This window comes from Paenibacillus sp. FSL H7-0690 (assembly GCF_037980415.1).
Taxonomy (GTDB): Bacteria; Bacillota; Bacilli; order Paenibacillales; family Paenibacillaceae; genus Paenibacillus_AQ; species Paenibacillus_AQ odorifer.
The window spans coordinates 3,836,087-3,856,449 of sequence record NZ_CP150281.1 but is presented as its reverse complement, the minus strand read 5'-3'; the positions used below and the strand labels follow the sequence as shown (position 1 = coordinate 3,856,449).

The following is a 20,363-nucleotide window of genomic DNA, read 5'->3' as shown; positions in this document are numbered from 1 at the left end:
TTTTCCACTTTTTTGAAAAGAGATATACTGGGAGGAAGAGCAATTACTTAATCTGTATTTTATAAATATAGGGAGGTTCAATGATGAGAGCTGATAAATTAAAGCCTGGAGATGAGCTGCGTATTATCTCTCCTTCCAGAAGTTTGTCATTAATCGATGCTCAGCAAAGAAAAATCGCTAAAGAGCAGCTTGAACGGTTAGGTTTTCGGATATCCATTTCAACAAATTCTTTTGAGATGGATGATTTTGTTTCCTCTTCTATTGATTCAAGAATTGAGGATTTGCACGAAGCCTTTTTAGACCCCAAAGTGAAAGGAATATTAACGACCATTGGGGGCTTCAATAGTAACCAGCTGCTGCGTTATATCGATTATTCAATCATTGCAGAGAATCCAAAGCGTTTATGTGGTTATTCGGATATTACTGCACTAAGTAATGCGATTTATGCTCAAACAGGATTAGTTACATACTCCGGACCGCATTTTTCCACATTTGCGATGCTCCACGATAATGAATATACTATCGAATATTTCCGCAAGCTGATGATGGACAATAAAGAAATTCTAGTGCAGCCTTCCAGGCATTGGAGTGATGATGAGTGGTATCTGGATCAGGAAAACCGGATATTTATTAAAAATGAAGGTCCGTTCATTATCAATGATGGGGAAGCGAGAGGAACGATTATTGGTGGCAATTTATGCACTTTAAATCTTTTACAGGGAACAGAGTATATGCCAAGTTTAAAAAATTCTATCTTGTTCATTGAGGATGATTATGAGTCAGCACCTGCAACCTTTGATCGAGATCTGCAATCCCTAATTCATCAGCCTGAGTTTGAAGAGGTCAAAGGGTTGGTGATCGGCAGGTTCCAAAAAGAATCGCGTATGTCAAAGAAGCTGCTGACCACAATTATCCGCTCAAAAGAAGAATTATCCGATATTCCTGTGATTGCAGACGTGGACTTTGGACATACATCGCCGATGATTACCTTTCCTGTGGGTGGACAAGCAAGCCTTCGGGCTTATGGGGCAAGAGTGGAGCTTAGGATAGCGGAGTAGAGATACAATTGCTGAATCAATCCTTTATAATTGAATAGGTAACCCGATTATTAAATATATTTAAAAATTATCTTACCTTCTACAAAAATCGGATTTTTCAGATATAATATATGAGGTGAAATATTACGGAGGTGCAATACTTTGACGAATGAGTTAGAACAAACCTATTTGAATTTTTTACAATATATTTTGGATCATGGTGTGAAAAAAGAAGATCGTACAGGAACTGGTACAATTAGTGTATTTGGTTATCAGATGCGATTTGATTTATCAAAAGGCTTCCCGCTGTTTACAACAAAACGTACACCGTTTCGCTTAATTGCAAGTGAGTTATTGTGGTTTATTAAAGGCGATACCAACATTCGTTATTTATTGAAAAATAATAATCATATTTGGGATGAATGGGCTTTTAAAAGATGGGTTGAATCGGACGAATATGCAGGCACGGATATGACAGACTTCGGGAATCGTTGTTTAGTTGATGAAGATTTTAATCAATTATATCAAGCAGAGATGAAATCATTCTGTGATCGTGTCTTAGAAGATGATGCGTTTGCTGCGAAATATGGCGAGCTAGGAAACGTTTACGGTAAGCAATGGCGGAATTGGACATCTTCAACTGGCGAATCAATTGACCAATTACAAGACGTTATTCATCAGATCAAAACAAATCCTGATTCTCGGCGTTTAATTGTCAGCGCATGGAACCCGGAAGATGTTATAAATGCTGGGACGAAAGGAAGCAAAGCAGCGTTACCGCCCTGCCACGTTATGTTCCAGTTCTACGTTGCAAATGGTAAACTAAGCTGTCACTTGCTGCAACGCAGTGCGGACTCTTTTCTCGGGGCAAACTTCAATATTCCATCTTACTCCTTACTTACACATTTAATCGCATACGAATGTGGGCTAGAAGTAGGCGAGTTTGTATACAGCATTAGTGATGCGCATATCTATTCAAACCATGTTGAGCAAGTGAAAGAGCAATTATCAAGAGAATTAAGAGCATTGCCTACACTGGTTATTAATTCACAGAAGAAATCAATTTTTGATATTGAACTGGAAGATCTGGTCATTGAGGGGTACAATCCGCATCCTTCGATAAAAGCGCCGATCGCAGTATAACGTAATTGTAAATGAAGATTCGCAAATATAATTTTTGGCAATATAGTTTTTTACTTTAGTATGGAGGAAGGAGAGAACTTCATGAGTATTAGCTTAATATGGGCAATGGGTGCCAATCATGTCATAGGAAAAGATAACGATATGCCTTGGCATTTGCCGCTGGATTTTGCTTATTTCAAAGCAGAAACATTGGGCAAAAGAATGCTAATGGGCCGCAAAACATGGGATTCGCTCGGAGGCAAGCCCTTGAAGGGCAGAACGAGCCTAATTCTAACTAGGGATACTGATTATTCAGCTGAAGGTGCAGAGGTTCTACACACGCTTGAAGAGGCTCTCAGCGAGGGTAGAAAAGAAGATGAGCTGATGGTAATCGGTGGTGCGGAAATTTACCGGTTGATGTTGCCGTATGCTGACAAGTTGATGTTGACGCAGATCGAACAGGATTTTGAAGGAGATACCCGGTTTCCTGAGATTGACTGGAGGATGTGGAAAGAGGTCTCCAATATCAAGGGAATTCGTGATGAGAAGAATCCGTATGATTACCGTTTCCTTGTTTATGAACGTACGGAATAGCAATAAAACGTTTTCTCTGACATAACATGTGAAATAGTACAAATAATCAGTAGATTTATCCATTACTGTGCAAAAGTGATGAATGTTACTATAATTAAAATTAGAAATGATTATGTATAGGTATAGAATAGAATGTGCAGGTACTTCATTGCGTTGCTGACAACCATACGAAGCCGCAATATGCTACAATGTACTATACTTCAACACGAAGAGAACGGATGGGGGAAACGTAAACATGTCTACACCTACAGGTTTTATGGAGTATAAACGGCAGCTCCCAGGTGATCGGGATCCTGAGCAGCGGGTAAAGGACTGGGAAGAATTCCACCATCATTTATCCGAGGACGAGCTTCGGACACAGGGCGCACGTTGTATGGATTGCGGAACCCCCTATTGCCATACAGGTATTGATATGGCTGGCGGGACCTCAGGTTGTCCAGTACACAATTTAATTCCGGAATGGAATAACTTGGTGTATCGTGGACTCTGGAAAGAAGCACTGGAACGTCTGCATAAGACAAACAACTTTCCTGAATTCACAGGCAGTATTTGTCCCGCTCCCTGTGAAGGCTCTTGCACAGTGGGCCTGATCGGACAGCCGGTAACCATCAAAACAATTGAACTTGCGATCGTTGATAAGGGTTTTGAAGAGGGCTGGGTTGTACCTAATCCTCCGGAGAAACGGACTGGCAAAAAAATTGCAATCGTAGGCTCTGGACCTGCTGGACTTGCCGCAGCAGCACAGCTTAACAAGGCTGGACATTCTGTAACTGTATTTGAGCGCAGTGACCGCATTGGCGGACTGCTGACATATGGAATACCTACTATGAAGCTTGATAAAAAAGTTGTACAACGTCGTGTAGATTTGCTGGCTGCTGAAGGGATTAACTTCGTAGTGAACACTGAGATTGGTAAAGACATTCCGGCTCAGCAGCTTGTTGATGAGTATGATGCGGTCGTTCTGTGTGGTGGAGCTACTAAAGCACGCCGTTTCAACATTGAAGGCAGTGAGCTTAAGGGCGTTATGTATGCCATGGATTATTTAAATGGCACGATCAAGAGTTACTTGAATTCCAATCTGGAGGATGGTAACTATGTATCCGCTGAAGGTAAAGATGTAATCGTCTTGGGTGGCGGGGATACAGGATCTGACTGTGTTGCCACAGCGCTTCGTCATGGCTGCGGCAGTATCACTCAATTTGGTACACATGAAAAAGCGCCTCTGCAACGGGATCCGATTGCTAATCCTTGGCCACAATTTCCGAATGTGTACAGCTTGGATTATGCGCAAGAAGAAGCGAAAGCTATTTTTGGCGATGATCCGCGTGAATTCTCTATCATGACCACTAAATTTGTTGGGGATGAAGAGGGGAACTTGAAGGAGCTTCATACGGTGCAGATCCGCCGGATCGTGGATGAGACAGGTCGTAAAATCTACCAGCCCGTTCCTGGAACGGAAGCTGTATATCCTGCTCAACTCGCTCTCATCGCTATTGGTTTCGATGGACCGGAGCAAGATATTGTTGAGGAGCTTAACCTGGAGACTGATCGTCGTACCAATGTGAAAGCACGTTACGGCAAATTCAATACGAACGTGGATAAAGTGTTTGCTGCTGGCGATATGCGTCGTGGTCAAAGCTTGGTGGTCTGGGCCATCAATGAAGGTCGCGAAGCTGCACGTGAAGTGGATAAATACCTGATGGGCTCAAGCGTTCTTGTCTAGGCATTAATTCAAGAAGCCGTTTCAAAAGCAGTTTACCTGCTGGAGAAGCGGCTTTTTTTGGAGCTGACGCTTGACGGAAATATTATTTTCATATAGATTTAATACAATATTTAAATGACAAAAGCATTGACCAAGGACTTACGATCCTAGTAGCGTTAGAACAGAGAGGGAACTCACCGGCTGAAAGGTTCCTCAAATACGTGTGGATGGTATCCTGCCTGGGTAGCTGCAGCGTATAACCGCTGCCGGAATCGGCCGTTATTCGATCGAGGATCGCCAAATCAAGTGTAGACTATGTACGGGCTGGCGGTTAAATAAGGGTGGTATCACGACACATTCGTCCCTGACGAATGTGTCTTTTTGCGTTTAGAGCGTTCATTTTTTAGGGAGGGTACAAATATGCGTCAAAGTAATCTTTTATTAACAACTCTGCGTGAGGCACCTTCAGAGGCGGAGACAAGCAGTCATCAGCTACTGCTGCGTGCGGGATATATCCGCCAATTAGCAGCGGGTGTGTATACTTATTTACCGCTTGGCAGACGAGTTTTACGGAAAATAGAAGCGATTGTGCGGCATGAGATGGATGTCTCTGGGGCTCAGGAGGTATTGATGCCATCTATGCAGCCTGCGGAGCTCTGGAAAGAATCAGGCCGGTATGAGGTATACGGTAAGGAGCTGATGACGCTGCGGGATCGTCATGAGCGGGAATTCATACTAGGTCCTACACATGAGGAAGTAGTAACCACACTCGTACGGAATGAGATCAGCTCCTATCGAAAGCTTCCTATTACCGTATATCAGATTCAGACCAAGTTCCGAGATGAACGCCGACCACGTTTTGGACTGCTGAGAGGCAGAGAGTTTTTGATGAAGGATGCTTACTCTTTTGACACAAACCTGGAAGGTCTAGATAAATCATATATCCAAATGTTCGAGGCTTATCACCGGATATTTGAGCGATGTGGATTGAAATTCCGTGCTGTCCATGCGGATTCCGGTGCGATTGGAGGCGAGGGCGGCAGTCATGAATTTATGGCGCTGGCTGATATTGGGGAGGATACGATTGCTGCATGCACCGTTTGTGATTATGCGGCCAATCTGGAACAGGCAGAGTCCGTGCGGCCTGTAAAAAATGAAGTTGTCATACAAGTACCGGAGATAGAGAAATTCCTCACTCCTGATTTGCGCACAATTGAGCAACTAGAGCAGGAGCTAGATATCCGGCCAGACCAGATTATCAAAACATTAATCTATGAAGGTGACGGACAGATTTTTGCTGTACTGGTCCGGGGTGATCATGAAGTCAATGAAATAAAGGTAAGTAAATATTTAGGAACGAATGAGATTAAGCTTGCTGACTACGAGTCTGTGAAATCCTTAGCGGGCGTTGAAAGTGGATTTGTAGGACCTGTAGGCTTAACGCTTACTGTCCTAGCAGATGCGGCAGTAGCTGATATGACTCAAGGGATTACAGGGGCGGGAGAAAAAGATTATCACTTCCGTAATGTCGTACCCGGCAGAGATTTTTCGCCTTGGCATGTGGGGGATTTTCGGAATGTAGCAGAAGGTGAAGTTTGTCCGCATTGTTTGGAGGGTATTTTGCATTTTCATCAAGGGATTGAAGTGGGTCATGTCTTCAAATTAGGTACTAAATACAGTGAAAAGCTAGGCGCTTCTTACTTAGATTCTTCAGGCAAAAGTCAACCTATGATTATGGGCTGTTACGGAATTGGTATCTCACGGCTTTTATCCGCTATTGCTGAACAGCATCATGATGAGGATGGATTAATGTGGCCAGCAGCATTGGCACCTTATCAGGTTCATATCTTGATAATGTCCGTCAAGGATAGTGAGCAGCGGACGGTTGCCGAAGGTCTCTATGATCAACTAACCAAGCTTGGCATAGAGACGCTGATTGATGATAGGGATGAACGCGCTGGCGTGAAATTTAAAGATTCAAGCTTGATCGGGATACCTCTATCAATAGTTGTGGGCAAGGAAGCATCACAGGGAAGAGTAGAGTATCTGAACCGAAACACAGCGGGGAAAGAAGTCTTAGAAATTATGGAAGCTGTGTCTCGGATCAAACAATTCTATTCACAGCTGATATAAATGATCTTTTTTCATTTAATGGGAATGCCAATGATCAGGGCAGGAGAGTGTTGCTGGTAATTTTGTGAGAGTATTGCCTTTTGCCGCATTGATCTGTGCCTGAGTGAGAAAGAGAGCTTCTGCTAAATTAGCACCTCTAAGGTCAGTATCGCGAAAGTCTGCCCCAATAAGGTCTGCACCTCTGAGATCAGCGTCCCTAAGGTCTGCGGCTATTAAATAGGCTCCTCTCAAATTGGCGCCTCTAAGATCGGCTCCTTTGAGCTTAGCTCCCATAAGGTCGGCACCTCGACTGAAATTCTTCGCTGATTTCTTTAGTTTACGGCGAGCCTCAGTTCGTACAAGCTCACTGACCTGCAACAGTAACATATTGATTTTTGCTCGATGAGCGGCAACATCCACTTTTACAAGTGCTTCAGGATTAAGTAAAGTGAGCTGTTCCGTTTCATCGAGAGCTGTTTGCAGCTCCGTATGGATTGTACGGGTTATTTCTAAGTTTAAAGATTCATGTAAATACCAGAGCAGCTCGTGCAAATGCCACATGATCGGAAATACCTCGAACATTTGCTTCGCAGTTTTCGGCTTTTTCCTCCAGTCTTCTCCAGCATAAGTGACTTGAGAAATCTTTTGCCCAGCTCCAAAACAGTCATAGACCGTACAACCACGATAGCCTAATTCTCTTAGCTCTGTATGTACACCACAGCGAAAGTCCGACTGTAGATTGTGACAGGGCTGTCCAGCGTCTTTGTCTCTAGCGAAATCTATGGAAGCAGCAAAAGGCAATGCGGCACAACACAAGCCAAAGCACTGCTCACAATCCGCCTTCAGGGCGGTGAGGCTTCGATCTGAAAAAGGTTCTGTAAATCTGTGATTCTCATACAAGGTTTGTTTCCCTCCGATACATGAATACGCTTATACCAACTTATTTTAAATCAAACGAAAGACTATGAAAAGTCCGGTCGATTAAAAAAAACCGAGGTTAATGTTATAATAGAGTACTGGACCTGTTTTGGACTTAAGAACGAGAAGGTAAGGAGCGAATGTTTTTGAAGACACTTATTATTGCGGAGAAACCGGACATGGGGCGGAATATCGCCGCCGCAATAGAACCAAAGGCTAAAAATTACCGTTCCTATCTTGAAGGGGAGCAGTACATTATTACATGGGCAATAGGGCATCTAATCGGATTGGCTGAGCCGGATGCATATGATGTGAAATACAAAAAATGGAATATTAATGATCTTCCCATTATTCCGGACCCATTCAAGCTGGTTCCTAATGCGCGGACCATTGATCAGCTGAAGGTAATCGGAGAGCTGGCTAAACGAAGCGATCTGCTGGTAAATTCTTGTGACGCCGGGCGAGAAGGCCAGCATATATTTTCGCTCATTCAGCGGCATTTGAAGCTTGAACATCCTGTGAAACGGCTGTGGATTTCCGATTTGACACCAGAGACAATCCGCAAAGGCTTTCAAGAGCTAAAGGATGGGGCGGAGTACGAGAATCTAACTAAAGCGGCAAAAGCGCGCAGTGAAGCCGATTGGCTAATCGGTATGAACGGATCACGTGCATTTACTACGAAACATAATGTTCTGCTGTCTGTGGGGAGAGTTCAGACCCCAGTACTTGCACTTATTTATGATCGCCAGAAGACGATTGAGGCGTTCTCATCCCTTAAGTTTTTTGAGGTGGAGGGCCATTTTACACAAAATGAAATGACTTATAAAGGTATGTGGCAGGGTGACCGCCTCACTGATGGTGAGAAGGCGGAGGCGCTGGCTGACAAGGTCAAAGGAAAACCGGGACGAATTGACTCTTATGAGGTTAAGGAAACGAAAGAGTATCCGAATAAACTGTATGATTTAACGCTGCTGCAGCGGGAGGCGAATGGGAAGTACGCTTTTTCCGCTAAAAAAACACTCGATATCGCACAAGCCTTATATGAAAAGCATAAGGTGATATCCTATCCGCGGACGAATTCTAACTATGTTACAGAACAAAATATTCCGGAGATGCATAAGACTTTATCTGCGCTCCAAGGGACGGCTTATGATGAATGGGTGAAGGGCGCGAATCGTAATCTCGTTCATAAAGGAAACAAATTTATCTGCAATCCCTCCAAGGTAGAGGATCACCATGCGATTTTGCCTACATATCGGAAAGCAACAGGGCTTAGTGCGGATGAGGGAAAGCTGTATGATTTGATTGTGCGGCGCTTTTTGTCACAGTTCTATCCGGCTGCGGAATATAAAGTGCATACGGTTATGACTGATGTAGAGGACGAAAAGTTCAAAACTACTGTTAAGGAATTATTAAGCCTCGGCTGGAAGGTCATTTACGCGGACCAGAAAAAAGATAAAGCGAAGTCGTCCAAGGGAAAAAACAAGGATGATGAGGAAGACGAAGAGATTGAAGTGAATGAACCGTTCGCAATTGCTCCGGCAGATGAGGTGATCTGTAGTGACGCTATCGTTAAAGAGAAAGATACACAGCCGCCAAAACACTATACGGAAGGCACGCTGCTTAGAGCGATGGAAAGTGCCGGAAAGCAGATTGAAGACGAAGAGCTTCGGGATGCTATGAAGGATTCAGGGCTGGGTACTCCAGCCACACGAGCAGCAACCATTGAACGGCTTAAGAATGTCGGATACATTGAAATGCAAGGCAAAAAAATCGCCATCACGCAAAAAGGACGAACGGCTATTGAACTGATACGTGGAGCGGGCATCGAGCTGTTGACTTCACCTGAAATGACCGGCCAGTGGGAACGTCGCTTGAACGAAATATCAAGAGGAACGGCGTCGGACGGACAATTTATGGAGAATGTAAAAAGATTTGCCTGTATGATCGTGGACAAGGTTCGTGTGCAGTCTCGGGCGTCCAAAACTTCTTTTGAAGGGGAAACTCCTTCTGTGAATACAGGGGCTAAAGGTCGGAGTGGTGGAGGTACATCTCGTAAAACCAGCGATAAACCTGCCGCGCCAAGAAAACGTAAACCAGCTAACGAAGAAGAATCAGCAAATTCAGGTCCGAAAATTATCGGAAACTGCCCGCGTCCTGGCTGTGGCGGGATGATTTTTATGGGTAAAAAAGGCTACGGCTGCTCTCATTACAAAGAAGGCTGCAAGTTCGTGATCTGGAAAGAGAACCACGGGCGTACCCTTACAGATACACAAGTAAAGGCATTGATTGAAAAGGGCCGTACGGGTAAGCTGAAGCTTGCGAGCGAAGACGGCACCCCGCTGGAAGGCAAACTTGTGCTTAATAATATGGATACGGGTCAATTAACAGTGGAGTCATAGTCTAACTGGAAGTTTGTATGGATCACGGGTGATTACATCACATTTGCATGTACGAAGCCGCTAGCGGACACAGATGACCCAAAACGCGGCAATACGTCCTTTTTGGACTGCTATCGGACCGCATAGTCGTTATTGGCATGAAAAGGGCTATATATGCACCGCTTGCGGGAGAATAGCAGCACTGGAGTCCGCAAACTTGCTCCAACGGCAATAAATTCGCCAATAGCTTCAGCTGGGTCCGTAGTCAAGACTATTAGTCGGACTCGCCGTATATGGGATATGGTTTCGGTGACAGCAGTGCTTGACCATATCTTTTCCACATAAAATTCATTAGTTAAAGAGTGTAGGACATACCTATCTTAAACGGGATGTAGTAACTTGTGCAGACAAGATATTATGATTACGTAGGGGGCTGATCTTCACTCTTTTTCTATCCTGCGGGATAAATCCAGAGGTTACATTTTGATAGGGCATTATAGTCACTACTAGAATGGAAGGAAGGATGACAACATGGGAATGCGTGGATATTACTTTGCTATGGATGACAACCTAGTGCAGCAAATTGTTACAGGCGACATTGCATTGAATAGCTTGAAAATAGACGATTATCCCGGACTGGACATTGATAGATCCTGGGAGGCGATTCACTACTTGCTTTGTGGAGTTATTTCCGATGGAGATGCCCCTCTTAGTTATGTTGTTCCGCTGACATCAGACAAAGGCATCGATTTTGGCTCATTCGGGGCGTTTTCCTTACGTGCCAAGCAAGTTGCAGAAGCGCATCAGGTTATTTCTGAGCTGGATGAAGCGCAGCTCCGCTTGCGGTATGATTTCCCGGCCATGGTTAAGGAAGAAGTATATCCTCTTGAACCTGATATTGTTTCAGACGAGGATAAGGATGCGTTCTTTGCCTACCTGCTACAGCATTTTAACGAAATCCGGCGCTTCTACAGCCAAACTGTAGCCGAGGGCAAAGGCCTCATCTTTTATATTTTCTGATTCTAACCAAAAGATGATACACGTCTCCTGATTCCATTGAGCGAGATAAAAAATAGAACCTTGGACTGATGAAGATTATGACGATTTGAGAAATAATGACCAATTACGGGAAACGGTAGGTTCAATTAATCAATGAGACAAATAGGGGGAAACAAAAATGAAGACGATCAAGTGTATGATGGACCACCTTTACTGGGCGGACGCACGAATCTTAGAAGCGCTCGAGGAGAATGAGATGAAGAACAAGGACCTTCTGAAGCTGGTTCGGCATGTCGCGGTTGCGGAACGAGTCTGGCTGTCCCGATTGCAGGGCAAGGGTAGTGCGCAATATTCATTATGGGAGGAAGCGGAAGATCTGACGGCGATCCGAACGATGTTCGAAGAAAACGCCGAGCAATATCGTGTGTATATCGAAGGGCTCGAGGAATTTGATTTGGACGTGATGATCGACTATGCGAACCAGAACGGAGTCCCGTTCCAAACGTCCGTCCGGGACATCTTGTCGCAGGTCATTTTACATGGGCAATATCACCGGGGACAGATCAACCGGGCACTTCGGATGGAATTGGCAGAACCTGTCCAAGTCGATTACATCACGTTCGCCAGACTCTAACAGGGCCTAATCATCACCATTACCTGGAATGAGATGGGCATTGAACTCCTCCGAAATGATTTAGTTTACTCATGCAGGCTCATGAATTCGTAGGATTTTACCTTTAGCTAAATGTGAGATAAGAAGGAAATTGAAGAGGCGGTGGCTTGGAACAACTGTAAGGGCATGTGATTTTCACTCCCATGTCTCAACGGGTCCGAGCCCTTTTGTTTAATGCCTCCCGATACTCCATGCTTCTTGTCCATCCTGCGAATGCATGACACGCTTAAGCTGCTTGCGGAAATAACTTTGACAGAACGATAGGGTTATACACCGACCACTAAATGCAAAGAGGAAATCTGAGATTCAATATGTATTCCTTAACGATCCAAACGAAATGGTGGTACCGTTTCATGATGAGATTCCGAAATAGCAGGACCAAAACGTTTGAATTGTCATCTCTTTTCCGCAAGTAGAATCAAGCAATGCAAATTCCATTACCCTACAATGACTATAGAGTGGTTGAAACGAGGTGAACAGACCAATTGTACGAGTGGCACAAGCAAATCCAAATAATCGTTAATGAAATTGACGAGTGTATTAAGAATCGTAACAGTGAAGCAATAACGCTACGATTTCTTTCTCACAAGTTAGGTTATTCCGAATTTCATACTACGAGAAAATTTAAGGAAATATCGGGAATGCAATTTAGGGATTATCTACGGCATAGAAAATTAGCCTTTGCACTAAAAGAGGTTCGGGATAGTGAAAAGAGCATTTTGGATATTGCTTTTGATTATGGTTTTTCATCACATGAAGCTTTTACCAGGGCTTTCAAGGGAACATATGGTGTAACTCCAAGTGAATACCGGAAAAAGCCTATGCCTGTCGCCCTTCGTACAAAAATAAACTCTTTCGACCGCTACTTTTTCGGATTTGGAGAGATTGGTATGATGAAATCTACAGATGATCTTAACATTTATTTTGTAACCATTCCCACTCACAAATTTTTGCACATTAAAAACTATGAGAGTAATGGGTATTGGGATTTTTGGCAAAAGCAAAGTCTTATTACGGGACAGGACTGCGAAACAATTTGCGGCTTACTCGATAGTATCAAGGGCAAATTGGATGACGATGGCGGGAGTGAATCTAACGGTGGCAGCGGTCAGATTATGGCTTACATTAATGACCCGGATGGCAGACTCTGCGATTGGGGTATTCCACGTACAGAGTGTTTTGGTGTACGTCTTCCTTTTGATTATAAAGGTGAAGTACCTCCACAAATGCTTATGATTGATGTTCTCGAAGCCGAGTATATTGTTTTTGAACATGGACCATTCAATTATGAGCAGGAAAATCGTAGTGTAGAGGAAAAGATGGAAAGGGCAATGGCAACTTTTAATTTTGCAGACAATGGTTACTGCTTTGATACTTCCCCTGGGAGAATCATATACGTTTATCACGATCCGGAGCGGTTTTTGAAGTATATCAGGCCAGTAGTGAAGTTGACCTCCAAGCTAATCGAAACAGATTAAGCAGGTAAGTAAAAGGTTGGTGCTATGTGCTGATGAAGAAAATAAGCAGACTGGAGTGTAGTCTCCGCATTCATATCGTCGTATGATTAGTTAGATTATCTGCTTTAGAAGCAATATAAGTTTAAAGGTCTTTATTGTTGTTTGAATTATTGACAGATAGATCTGGAAACGCCGTTCAGAGAACTGCCGGTTGGTGCGAGGCAGCGGATATCCGAATCCAAAAATCACCTCAGAGCTGTCCCCTGAATTATAGTAGATGGGACCGGGATTCTACCGTTACAAAGAAGCATCGTTGTTGGACGATGGCTAAGAGGGCGTTTATTATAAACGTCAATCAGGGTGGTAACGCGGAGCAACTCCGTCCCTAATGGGATGGTTTTTTTTGCGTCTTCATAAATTAATTATTAAATTGGCAGGCGAAAAATCAACAAACCGTAAGAAGAACGATTAGTTCGAAAAATCCGGAAAAACGTTGACCAGATGAAAGGGGGATATTGCAATGCAATTCAAGTTGTATACGGATGTGTATGAGTTTTACAATGATACCTATGGTATGCTGATGCGTCATGAAGCACAAAATTTGATTCCTCTTGGCAATATCATAATTGGACATGAAGGAAAAGACAAAACAGACTGGCGTGACCCTGTAAATTGGCTTATGGTAACTATTTCGGATGCTAAGGGCATACAACTTACCGCCATAATGACACCGCCACACAATATTACGCTTTATGCAACAGACAACATAATTAACCCAGAAGCTATAAACTGTCTGGTAGATGGGCTGAAAGACCGTGAAATTCCAGGTGTGATGACCGAAAAAACCTTGGCAGAGTATTTTGCCAAAGAATATACTTTGCGCAAGGGAACAACCTTTAAAACAATCATGACCCAACGTATATATGAACTTACGGCAGTAAACCCAGACATTCAAAAGGTTGGTATCGTTCGATTACTAGATAAAAAGGATATTCACTTTTTCCCTTACTGGGCTGAAGCATTTTATGCAGCGGGGAGTTATGGTAAAACAGAAATGTCCATCCCGCAAGATGCAGACCCTTACCTCTACCGAATAGCATCGAAAAAACTATATATTTTAGAGGACAACGGGATACCCGTTTCTATGGCAGGATATACAAGGGAGATGCAGACGGCTATTGGCGTGGCATTTGTATATACCCCTCCATATGAGCGCGGAAAGGGTTACGCAACTTCAATTGTGGCGCAAATAAGCCAACTTGCATTGGATAAAGGGTTTACTAGATGCGTCTTATATACCGACTTAGCAAATCCCACATCTAATAGCATTTATCAAAAGATAGGCTATATGCCAATCTGTGATTCGCTTCAGTTAAAATTTGAATAGTAGAATGATGCGGACAGAACTTCTACTACTTTTGAAAATAAGAGCAGAATATTCACTACGGATTGAAGATCTTGAAGGTCGATTGATCAAGCTTTGGGAGAAATATAGAGTTACAACCAAATGCAACTGTTTAACTCCAGGGTTGACGAGGTATAAAAAAATGAGTTGACATAAAAGTAGTTAGGGACCATACTACATATATGAACAACAATAATAAAAAAATAAACGACATTGAGGCTATTCCCTCGCTTGTACAATCCAAGCGTCAGATTGATCGCTATAACCTAGACATAGACGCACAGGCTATACTCGTCGCGTCTAGGCTAATGGCAGCGGGAGCCATGCTTGGACACGCCTCGGAGATTCATTTCTCTAGATTCGGTTTATCAACAGGGCGTTATCGTTTATTGGCAGATCTTGAAGATAACGAAGGAGAAGAGTTGCCTTCGCAATTAGCGGAGCATCTAGGAGTTACACGTGCTACAGTGACTGGTCTTATCGACATTCTTGAACGAGATGGGCTAGTATCTCGGCGATTAAGCTCAGACGATGGCCGTCAGAAATCAGTTGTTTTAACGGAAGAAGGAGCGAAGAAGCTCCGTGAAATGGCTCCTGAGCATTTCGCTCGGCTGGAAGCTATGGTGGGGTTGCTCAACATCGAAGAACGCAGCGTATTTCTCGACTTGTTAGGTCGAGTTACACAAGGCATTTCAGCACTTACGGGCGAATTAGGCTCGAAACCAAAGGGGAAACATCAGTAATGAGTAGAATTGGGCTAGTGAAGCTAGCCTATTTTTACTCTTATATAGTTAGGCGCCTAATTATAGTTCGCTGAAATCAATCGTTGAACTATTTCAAAGAAGAAGGGAGCAAGTAAATGAACCAGATGAAATACCCGAATCAGACAGATGATGTTTACAGCATCAAGGCTGTTGGTTCCAAGAAAAAGACTTTTGTACTATGGCGTGAAGTTGTAATGGCCTATGCTGCTCCTGCCATTATGGCAGGTATCGGGGGATTGGTTACTGCAGATAGGGGGCTTCAAATAGCGGCATTGACCACTATTGGCGGTGCATCCGCCTTGATGGCCTTGATGATTGGACTTTTGTTGCATAGTCGAGTGGGCCATTTGCGATGGGTCATCGGTGCACCTCACTTGGTTGTGGTAGGGGTATTCGCAATGGCCGGGTCCTCATTTGGGCTATACGCTGCATGGGTGACATCTGTTGTAGTAGAAATTATGATTCCGAGTAATCACTTGGTCTGGGTAAATCGTGTCTGGATCGATTTCCCGTTGTCTGGATTCATAGCGAGCACGATAGTGACATGGCGGTGGCGACTTGCCGTCACAACTGATTTTTCATCCAAAAGGAGAAGATAAAAATGATAGTTATTATGGGAGCAACAGGTACGATTGGAAGTGCGCTTTTGGAACGTTTGGTTGATCTTGGTGTACCTGTCAGGGCGCTGAGCAGAGAGCCAGAGAAGTTGCGTGATCAAATCGGAGAAAAAAGCCGATCAATTATCGAGGTCGCTTTTGTGGATGCTTCTGACCCTACATCGGTGCGCCGCGCGTTTACAGGTGCTAGCCAGCTCTTCCTTGCCATGTCCAACAGTCCAAGACAAATCGAATTGGAAACCTCAATCATTCAGATTGCCACCGAATCTGGAATCAAACATATCGTAAAAATATCCAGTCCAGCCTTTGAGCAGAGCGCTCCAGTGGCAGTGGCGGGGTGGCATCAAGAAATTGAGAACACGTTGAGAGTATCGGGTATCACCCATACCGTATTGCGCCCTTATGCGTTCATGCAAAATTTAATGCGCTTTGCACCAACGATCACAACCCAAAATGTTTTCTTCGGCTCTATGGGCGTTTCACCGTGTAACTTTATTGACTGTCGCGATATTGCAGACGTTGCCGCAGAAGTTCTGACCAACGACAAGGTATCAGGCCATATATATACGCTTACTGGTTCGGAGATTTTCAGTTATCCCCAGATCGCGAGTCGACTATCTGCCCTGCTTAATCGGCCGATAAGTTACATCAACATGGACCCTCAAGTACTACTCCGTAATCTTATTGAGCATGGGAATCTGCCTCCTTGGCTCGCGAACCACGTTGTGGAAATTCAAACCATGTCTAGGATGGTGCCAGAAAGTCCAAATGACACTGTGAAGCGTTTACTCGGCAGAGATCCACGCACACTAGACGCCTTTCTACATGAGTGTGTAGATAATTTCCGGTAGAGGCGGAGTCCACCTATTCTGATATTTGTATCGATAACAGTATTTTATTCCGATTCCCATATCTAAATGGTTCAGAGTGTATCCCAAAGGTCATAAAATGACTGCCGGGATGCACTCTTTTTATTATGTCCTAAGGAACTCAACTCATAGAACTAGTTCTTCTATAGCATTTATATCAGTATTACAAGAAATAAGCTAAAATTCGTCAATAAGTTAGTGTTATTTACGAAATAACACTAAAAAAGCTAATAAAAAATTAACGAAAAATTCATATTATAAGATTAAGTTATATTAATAATAACTAGTTATGCTAACTAACGTAACATTTTTTCTTGACAATCTTTGTGGAAAATTTTAGAATGTAAGCGATTACTCTTAGTTTCCTGAGTGATATTCAAAAGAAGATATTCGTAAGTTCACCAACAAACATCGGAGTTTAAATTTAGGGGGGCAAAGCATGAAAAGGTGAAGGATAACATCATAGATAACAAGATAATAAAATGTTAGTTTTTTTGTTTCATGACTATGTATGAGGGGGTTCACTTGAGGATGAAAAAAAAGAACGCGTTCTTAGCTCTACTTCTGTCATTTTCTTTGTTATCTGTGACTGCTTGCAGTAATTCCTCTAATAGTGCCAATGAGAACGGTAAAAATGCTGCAGGTAATAGCAATACTTCGGTAAAAGCAACCAGTGATGTGGGTCAAACGGCAGTTAAGAATGAGGGCGCTTCTGATCTTGAAATTAAAGCGGGAAGTTCGGTAACCGTTTTCAATCCAAAGATCCCGACGCTCGATCCTACACAATGGCAAGGACAAATTCTGGTAGGGCAAGGAACTTTGCTCGAAGGGCTTTATGGCTACAATCAGGATAATGAAATCGTTCCGAAAATTGCGACAGGTTATACCGTTTCCGATGACAAAAAAACTTGGACATTTACCCTCCGTAAAGATGCCAAATGGTCAAACGGCGATCCAGTAACCGCCCATGATTTTTATTTTTCTTATATGTATCAATTGGATCCAGCTAACACAACCGCACAACTTTGGCTAAGCGTACTTAATTTTGTGAAGAACGGATATGCATACCATGCCGGATCTGTAAGTAAAGAAGAAGTTGGTCTAAAAGTAGTTGATGATTACACGCTGGAAATTACGACCACGCTGCCTCACGCTATTCTGGGGGATATGGTTCTTTCCGGGTCGATGCCTATGAATCCTAAAGCGGTCGAAGCGAACCCTGGTAAGTGGTTTGAACCGGGGAATTTTGTGAGCAACGGCCCTTACATGGTTAAATCTTTTACACCTAACGGTGAACTCGTCATGGTGAGCAATCCGAATTATGTAGGTGCAGCCGGCCAGCTTAATCACGGCAATGTAGAGACCATCCATGTTCTTCCGGCGACAACCGTGCCGGTGGAGGATTATATGTCCGGCCATGCAGATGTCGTTCTAATCCAAAGCGCGTCTGATTTACAATACGTGAAGAAAACGGAGGAGCTAAAGTCCCAGCTGTATACTGCAGCGACTTATGCGATCAAATATTTGCTCTGGAGCAACCCGACAACGGAATCTCCATATGACAAAAAAGAGGTGCGCCAGGCTATCGCCAAAGCGATCCAGCGTAAACCGATCGTAGAATCGGTGCTGAACGGCATGGGCGGGGCGACCAATATCTTTGCTTCACCAGGTTGGCCAACGGAAAAACTGGAGCAAGGACTTCCGGAAGATCTCGAGGCAGCCAAACAATTATTGAAGGATGCTGGTTATGAAGGCGGTAAAGGTCTGCCAACCCTATCGTTGTATGTTGGGGTCAAGCAAGTAGATGCTCAGGGTGAACAAATCGCTTTGGCGTTAGGTCAATTACTGCAACAAAATCTTGGTATCAAAACAGAGCTAGTTCAGCTCAATGAGGCGCAGTTTAACGCTTATCAGTACAGCGGACCTCAGGGCGATGCAAAACCAGGCTTTATTCTGGCGTCGGGCGCAACCAACTGGAGTGAACCAGGAAGTTTGGACATGGGTGCAACGCAGCAACTATATTCCATAGGAACACTGGATGCCCCGCTAGAAGCTACGAAACAATTCGTGGATTGGACCAAGGAAACTTATTATAAACCGGCCATTGAAAAATATGGGGATCCGGATAATAAGAACGCCGGTGTGGAATGGAGCGAATGGGCAGCATTAGAAAAAGCTGCTAATGAGGATATCGCCTTTTTGGATAAATGGACAGCAGAGCAGCCTGCAGATTGGCAGCCTTATTTGAAACAACCGGGGCTTCCAACGGCCGCTGAACAATGGCAACAGATTGTAGACCTTTGGAAAAATGCTAAAAATAACGATGAAAAACATGCCGCCTTTGTAACCGCTTGGACCTTCGTAGCACCAAACGCGCCAGGTGGCAAGTTGAATCAAAATGCACTTGATGTACAGGTATATTACAACAGTTATCAATCTGATACCTTAAGAGATTTGAGAATGTGGCAAGCGCAATTCGTAAATGCGCTGACCGTCGAAGACGCTGCTCCTATCGCGGCTAAGGTAGTTAATAACCTGCTCGAAGAAGCTTATGCTGTTCCGTTGTATTATCAACAGCAATACTTCTTGGTAAAACCCGGCATTACAGGAGTGCAATCAAATCCTTGGGCATGGGGCAACTTCTATGGGCTACATCTTTTATCTGTAGAATAATCCTAAATGGGTTGAATAATTACCAATCACGGGCGCCAATTATGGTGCCCGTGAATCGGTAAAGGAGGGTCGGATTTGACCATATTGAAATTTATTTCAAAGCGCATTTTACAAATTATTATCACTTTAATCTTGGTCATTTCAGTTAGCTATACCATGATGTATTATTCACCTGGCGGTTTCATGAATACGAATACCATGGCTACGGCACTGGCTCCGCTGCAAGGGCAAAACCCTGTTCTCTATCAACAAGTCATGGACCAGTTTCAAAGCCGGTATGGTTTGAATTTACCGCTGTGGCAACAAATCATGAAGTATATTTGGCATCAATTAACCTTCGATTTCGGTAATTCGATGCAGAATCCGTCTTTGCAAATTGCGACTCAACTGAAGCAGGCTTTGCCGATCAGTACACTTTTGGCCTTTGGATCTGTTGTTCTTTCGGTAATTATCGGGGTTCCGCTTGGCATTATTGCAGCACTCAAACGTAACACTTGGATTGATTATGTGGTAAGCACCATCTCATTGACGGGTCAGGCTATTCCGGCATTTGTTCTCGCGGTGATTATGGTTTTGTTATTTGGTGTTGTGTTTCAAGGGATTCTGCCCGTAACGGGATGGGGTCACTGGAGGCAAGCAATTTTGCCGATTATTTGTTTATCTGCGGCGAATGTCGGTGTTGTTGCCAGATATATGCGGGGCAGTCTGATCGAAACCATGAGGTCGGATTTTATGCGAACCGCAAAAGCTAAGGGTGTCAAATATTGGCCGATGATTTTTAAGCATGGTGTCAAAAACTCGCTGACTGCGATGATAACCGTCATCGGACCACAATTTGCTTTTACCGTGATGGGCACGATCTGGGTGGAGCAAATTTTCGCCATTCCAGCGCTTGGTCAGGTGATGCAGACGGCATTTACCAGTTTCGACTATCCGCTCGCCATCACATCTGTATTTCTGCTGGGATCCATGATTATGATTATGAATTTACTCGTTGACATTATTTATGCCTTTATTGATCCGCGTGTCAGATTATAAGC

General features: G+C 43.7%; 16 protein-coding genes. 15 read left to right on the top strand and 1 reads right to left on the bottom strand.

Features of this window, described 5'->3' with window-relative positions:
- The first annotated feature begins 83 nt into the window (after window positions 1-83).
- The 5 genes from MHI32_RS16970 to MHI32_RS16950 all read left to right on the top strand — a co-directional run bounded on the left by MHI32_RS16970 (window position 84) and on the right by MHI32_RS16950 (window position 6,588).
- A complete protein-coding gene (locus tag MHI32_RS16970) occupies window positions 84-1,058 on the top strand; it encodes a S66 peptidase family protein (RefSeq protein ID WP_076130025.1) in 975 nt (324 codons plus the stop codon).
- Window positions 1,059-1,199: 141 nt separating this feature from the next.
- Window positions 1,200-2,180, top strand: coding sequence for a thymidylate synthase (locus MHI32_RS16965; RefSeq protein WP_076190191.1), 981 nt, complete (start codon window positions 1,200-1,202; stop codon window positions 2,178-2,180).
- 81 nt (window positions 2,181-2,261) lie between these two features.
- Complete coding sequence (locus MHI32_RS16960) at window positions 2,262-2,753, top strand: dihydrofolate reductase (RefSeq protein WP_076130027.1); 492 nt, start codon at window positions 2,262-2,264, stop codon at window positions 2,751-2,753.
- Window positions 2,754-2,988: 235 nt separating this feature from the next.
- Complete coding sequence (locus MHI32_RS16955; RefSeq protein ID WP_076130028.1) at window positions 2,989-4,476, top strand: glutamate synthase subunit beta; 1,488 nt, start codon at window positions 2,989-2,991, stop codon at window positions 4,474-4,476.
- 399 nt (window positions 4,477-4,875) lie between these two features.
- Window positions 4,876-6,588, top strand: coding sequence for a proline--tRNA ligase (locus MHI32_RS16950; protein WP_340010328.1), 1,713 nt, complete (start codon window positions 4,876-4,878; stop codon window positions 6,586-6,588).
- 15 nt (window positions 6,589-6,603) lie between these two features.
- On the opposite strand, the gene MHI32_RS16945 is transcribed toward MHI32_RS16950, so the two are convergent.
- Window positions 6,604-7,467 carry a pentapeptide repeat-containing protein gene (locus tag MHI32_RS16945; protein WP_339168123.1) on the bottom strand — a complete coding sequence of 288 codons (864 nt, stop codon included), beginning with the start codon at window positions 7,465-7,467 and terminating at the stop codon, window positions 6,604-6,606.
- 164 nt (window positions 7,468-7,631) lie between these two features.
- Here MHI32_RS16945 and MHI32_RS16940 point away from each other — a divergent pair, with 164 nt between their 5' ends.
- The 10 genes from MHI32_RS16940 to MHI32_RS16895 all read left to right on the top strand — a co-directional run bounded on the left by MHI32_RS16940 (window position 7,632) and on the right by MHI32_RS16895 (window position 20,361).
- Window positions 7,632-9,887: a DNA topoisomerase 3 gene (locus MHI32_RS16940; RefSeq protein ID WP_339168121.1), complete on the top strand. Its 2,256-nt coding sequence runs from the start codon at window positions 7,632-7,634 to the stop codon at window positions 9,885-9,887.
- 510 nt (window positions 9,888-10,397) lie between these two features.
- Entirely contained in the window at window positions 10,398-10,886 is a 489-nt protein-coding gene (locus MHI32_RS16935) for a YfbM family protein (protein WP_076130031.1), read from the top strand.
- Between the two features lie 157 nt (window positions 10,887-11,043).
- Window positions 11,044-11,499, top strand: a complete 456-nt coding sequence (locus MHI32_RS16930) for a DinB family protein (protein WP_076130032.1) — start codon at window positions 11,044-11,046, stop codon at window positions 11,497-11,499.
- A 524-nt stretch (window positions 11,500-12,023) separates the two neighbouring features.
- A complete protein-coding gene (locus MHI32_RS16925; RefSeq protein ID WP_076130033.1) occupies window positions 12,024-13,016 on the top strand; it encodes a helix-turn-helix transcriptional regulator in 993 nt (330 codons plus the stop codon).
- A gap of 499 nt (window positions 13,017-13,515) precedes the next feature.
- Complete coding sequence (locus tag MHI32_RS16920; protein WP_076218224.1) at window positions 13,516-14,382, top strand: GNAT family N-acetyltransferase; 867 nt, start codon at window positions 13,516-13,518, stop codon at window positions 14,380-14,382.
- 200 nt (window positions 14,383-14,582) lie between these two features.
- Entirely contained in the window at window positions 14,583-15,143 is a 561-nt protein-coding gene (locus tag MHI32_RS16915) for a MarR family transcriptional regulator (RefSeq protein WP_076279322.1), read from the top strand.
- Between the two features lie 116 nt (window positions 15,144-15,259).
- Entirely contained in the window at window positions 15,260-15,763 is a 504-nt protein-coding gene (locus tag MHI32_RS16910) for a hypothetical protein (protein WP_248548720.1), read from the top strand.
- A gap of 2 nt (window positions 15,764-15,765) precedes the next feature.
- Complete coding sequence (locus MHI32_RS16905) at window positions 15,766-16,632, top strand: SDR family oxidoreductase (RefSeq protein WP_312148827.1); 867 nt, start codon at window positions 15,766-15,768, stop codon at window positions 16,630-16,632.
- 549 nt (window positions 16,633-17,181) lie between these two features.
- Complete coding sequence (locus MHI32_RS16900) at window positions 17,182-19,323, top strand: peptide ABC transporter substrate-binding protein (protein ID WP_076302598.1); 2,142 nt, start codon at window positions 17,182-17,184, stop codon at window positions 19,321-19,323.
- Between the two features lie 75 nt (window positions 19,324-19,398).
- Window positions 19,399-20,361, top strand: coding sequence for an ABC transporter permease (locus tag MHI32_RS16895; RefSeq protein ID WP_036687660.1), 963 nt, complete (start codon window positions 19,399-19,401; stop codon window positions 20,359-20,361).
- Window positions 20,362-20,363 lie beyond the last annotated feature (2 nt).

Coding starts and splice junctions, on each gene's coding strand:
- MHI32_RS16915 (WP_076279322.1), top strand. CDS start 14,583: ATGAACAACAATAATAAAAAAATAAACGACATTGAGGCTATTCCCTCG.
- MHI32_RS16930 (WP_076130032.1), top strand. CDS start 11,044: ATGAAGACGATCAAGTGTATGATGGACCACCTTTACTGGGCGGACGCA.
- MHI32_RS16920 (WP_076218224.1), top strand. CDS start 13,516: ATGCAATTCAAGTTGTATACGGATGTGTATGAGTTTTACAATGATACC.
- MHI32_RS16950 (WP_340010328.1), top strand. CDS start 4,876: ATGCGTCAAAGTAATCTTTTATTAACAACTCTGCGTGAGGCACCTTCA.
- MHI32_RS16905 (WP_312148827.1), top strand. CDS start 15,766: ATGATAGTTATTATGGGAGCAACAGGTACGATTGGAAGTGCGCTTTTG.
- MHI32_RS16960 (WP_076130027.1), top strand. CDS start 2,262: ATGAGTATTAGCTTAATATGGGCAATGGGTGCCAATCATGTCATAGGA.
- MHI32_RS16900 (WP_076302598.1), top strand. CDS start 17,182: ATGAAAAAAAAGAACGCGTTCTTAGCTCTACTTCTGTCATTTTCTTTG.
- MHI32_RS16970 (WP_076130025.1), top strand. CDS start 84: ATGAGAGCTGATAAATTAAAGCCTGGAGATGAGCTGCGTATTATCTCT.
- MHI32_RS16910 (WP_248548720.1), top strand. CDS start 15,260: ATGAACCAGATGAAATACCCGAATCAGACAGATGATGTTTACAGCATC.
- MHI32_RS16935 (WP_076130031.1), top strand. CDS start 10,398: ATGGGAATGCGTGGATATTACTTTGCTATGGATGACAACCTAGTGCAG.
- MHI32_RS16955 (WP_076130028.1), top strand. CDS start 2,989: ATGTCTACACCTACAGGTTTTATGGAGTATAAACGGCAGCTCCCAGGT.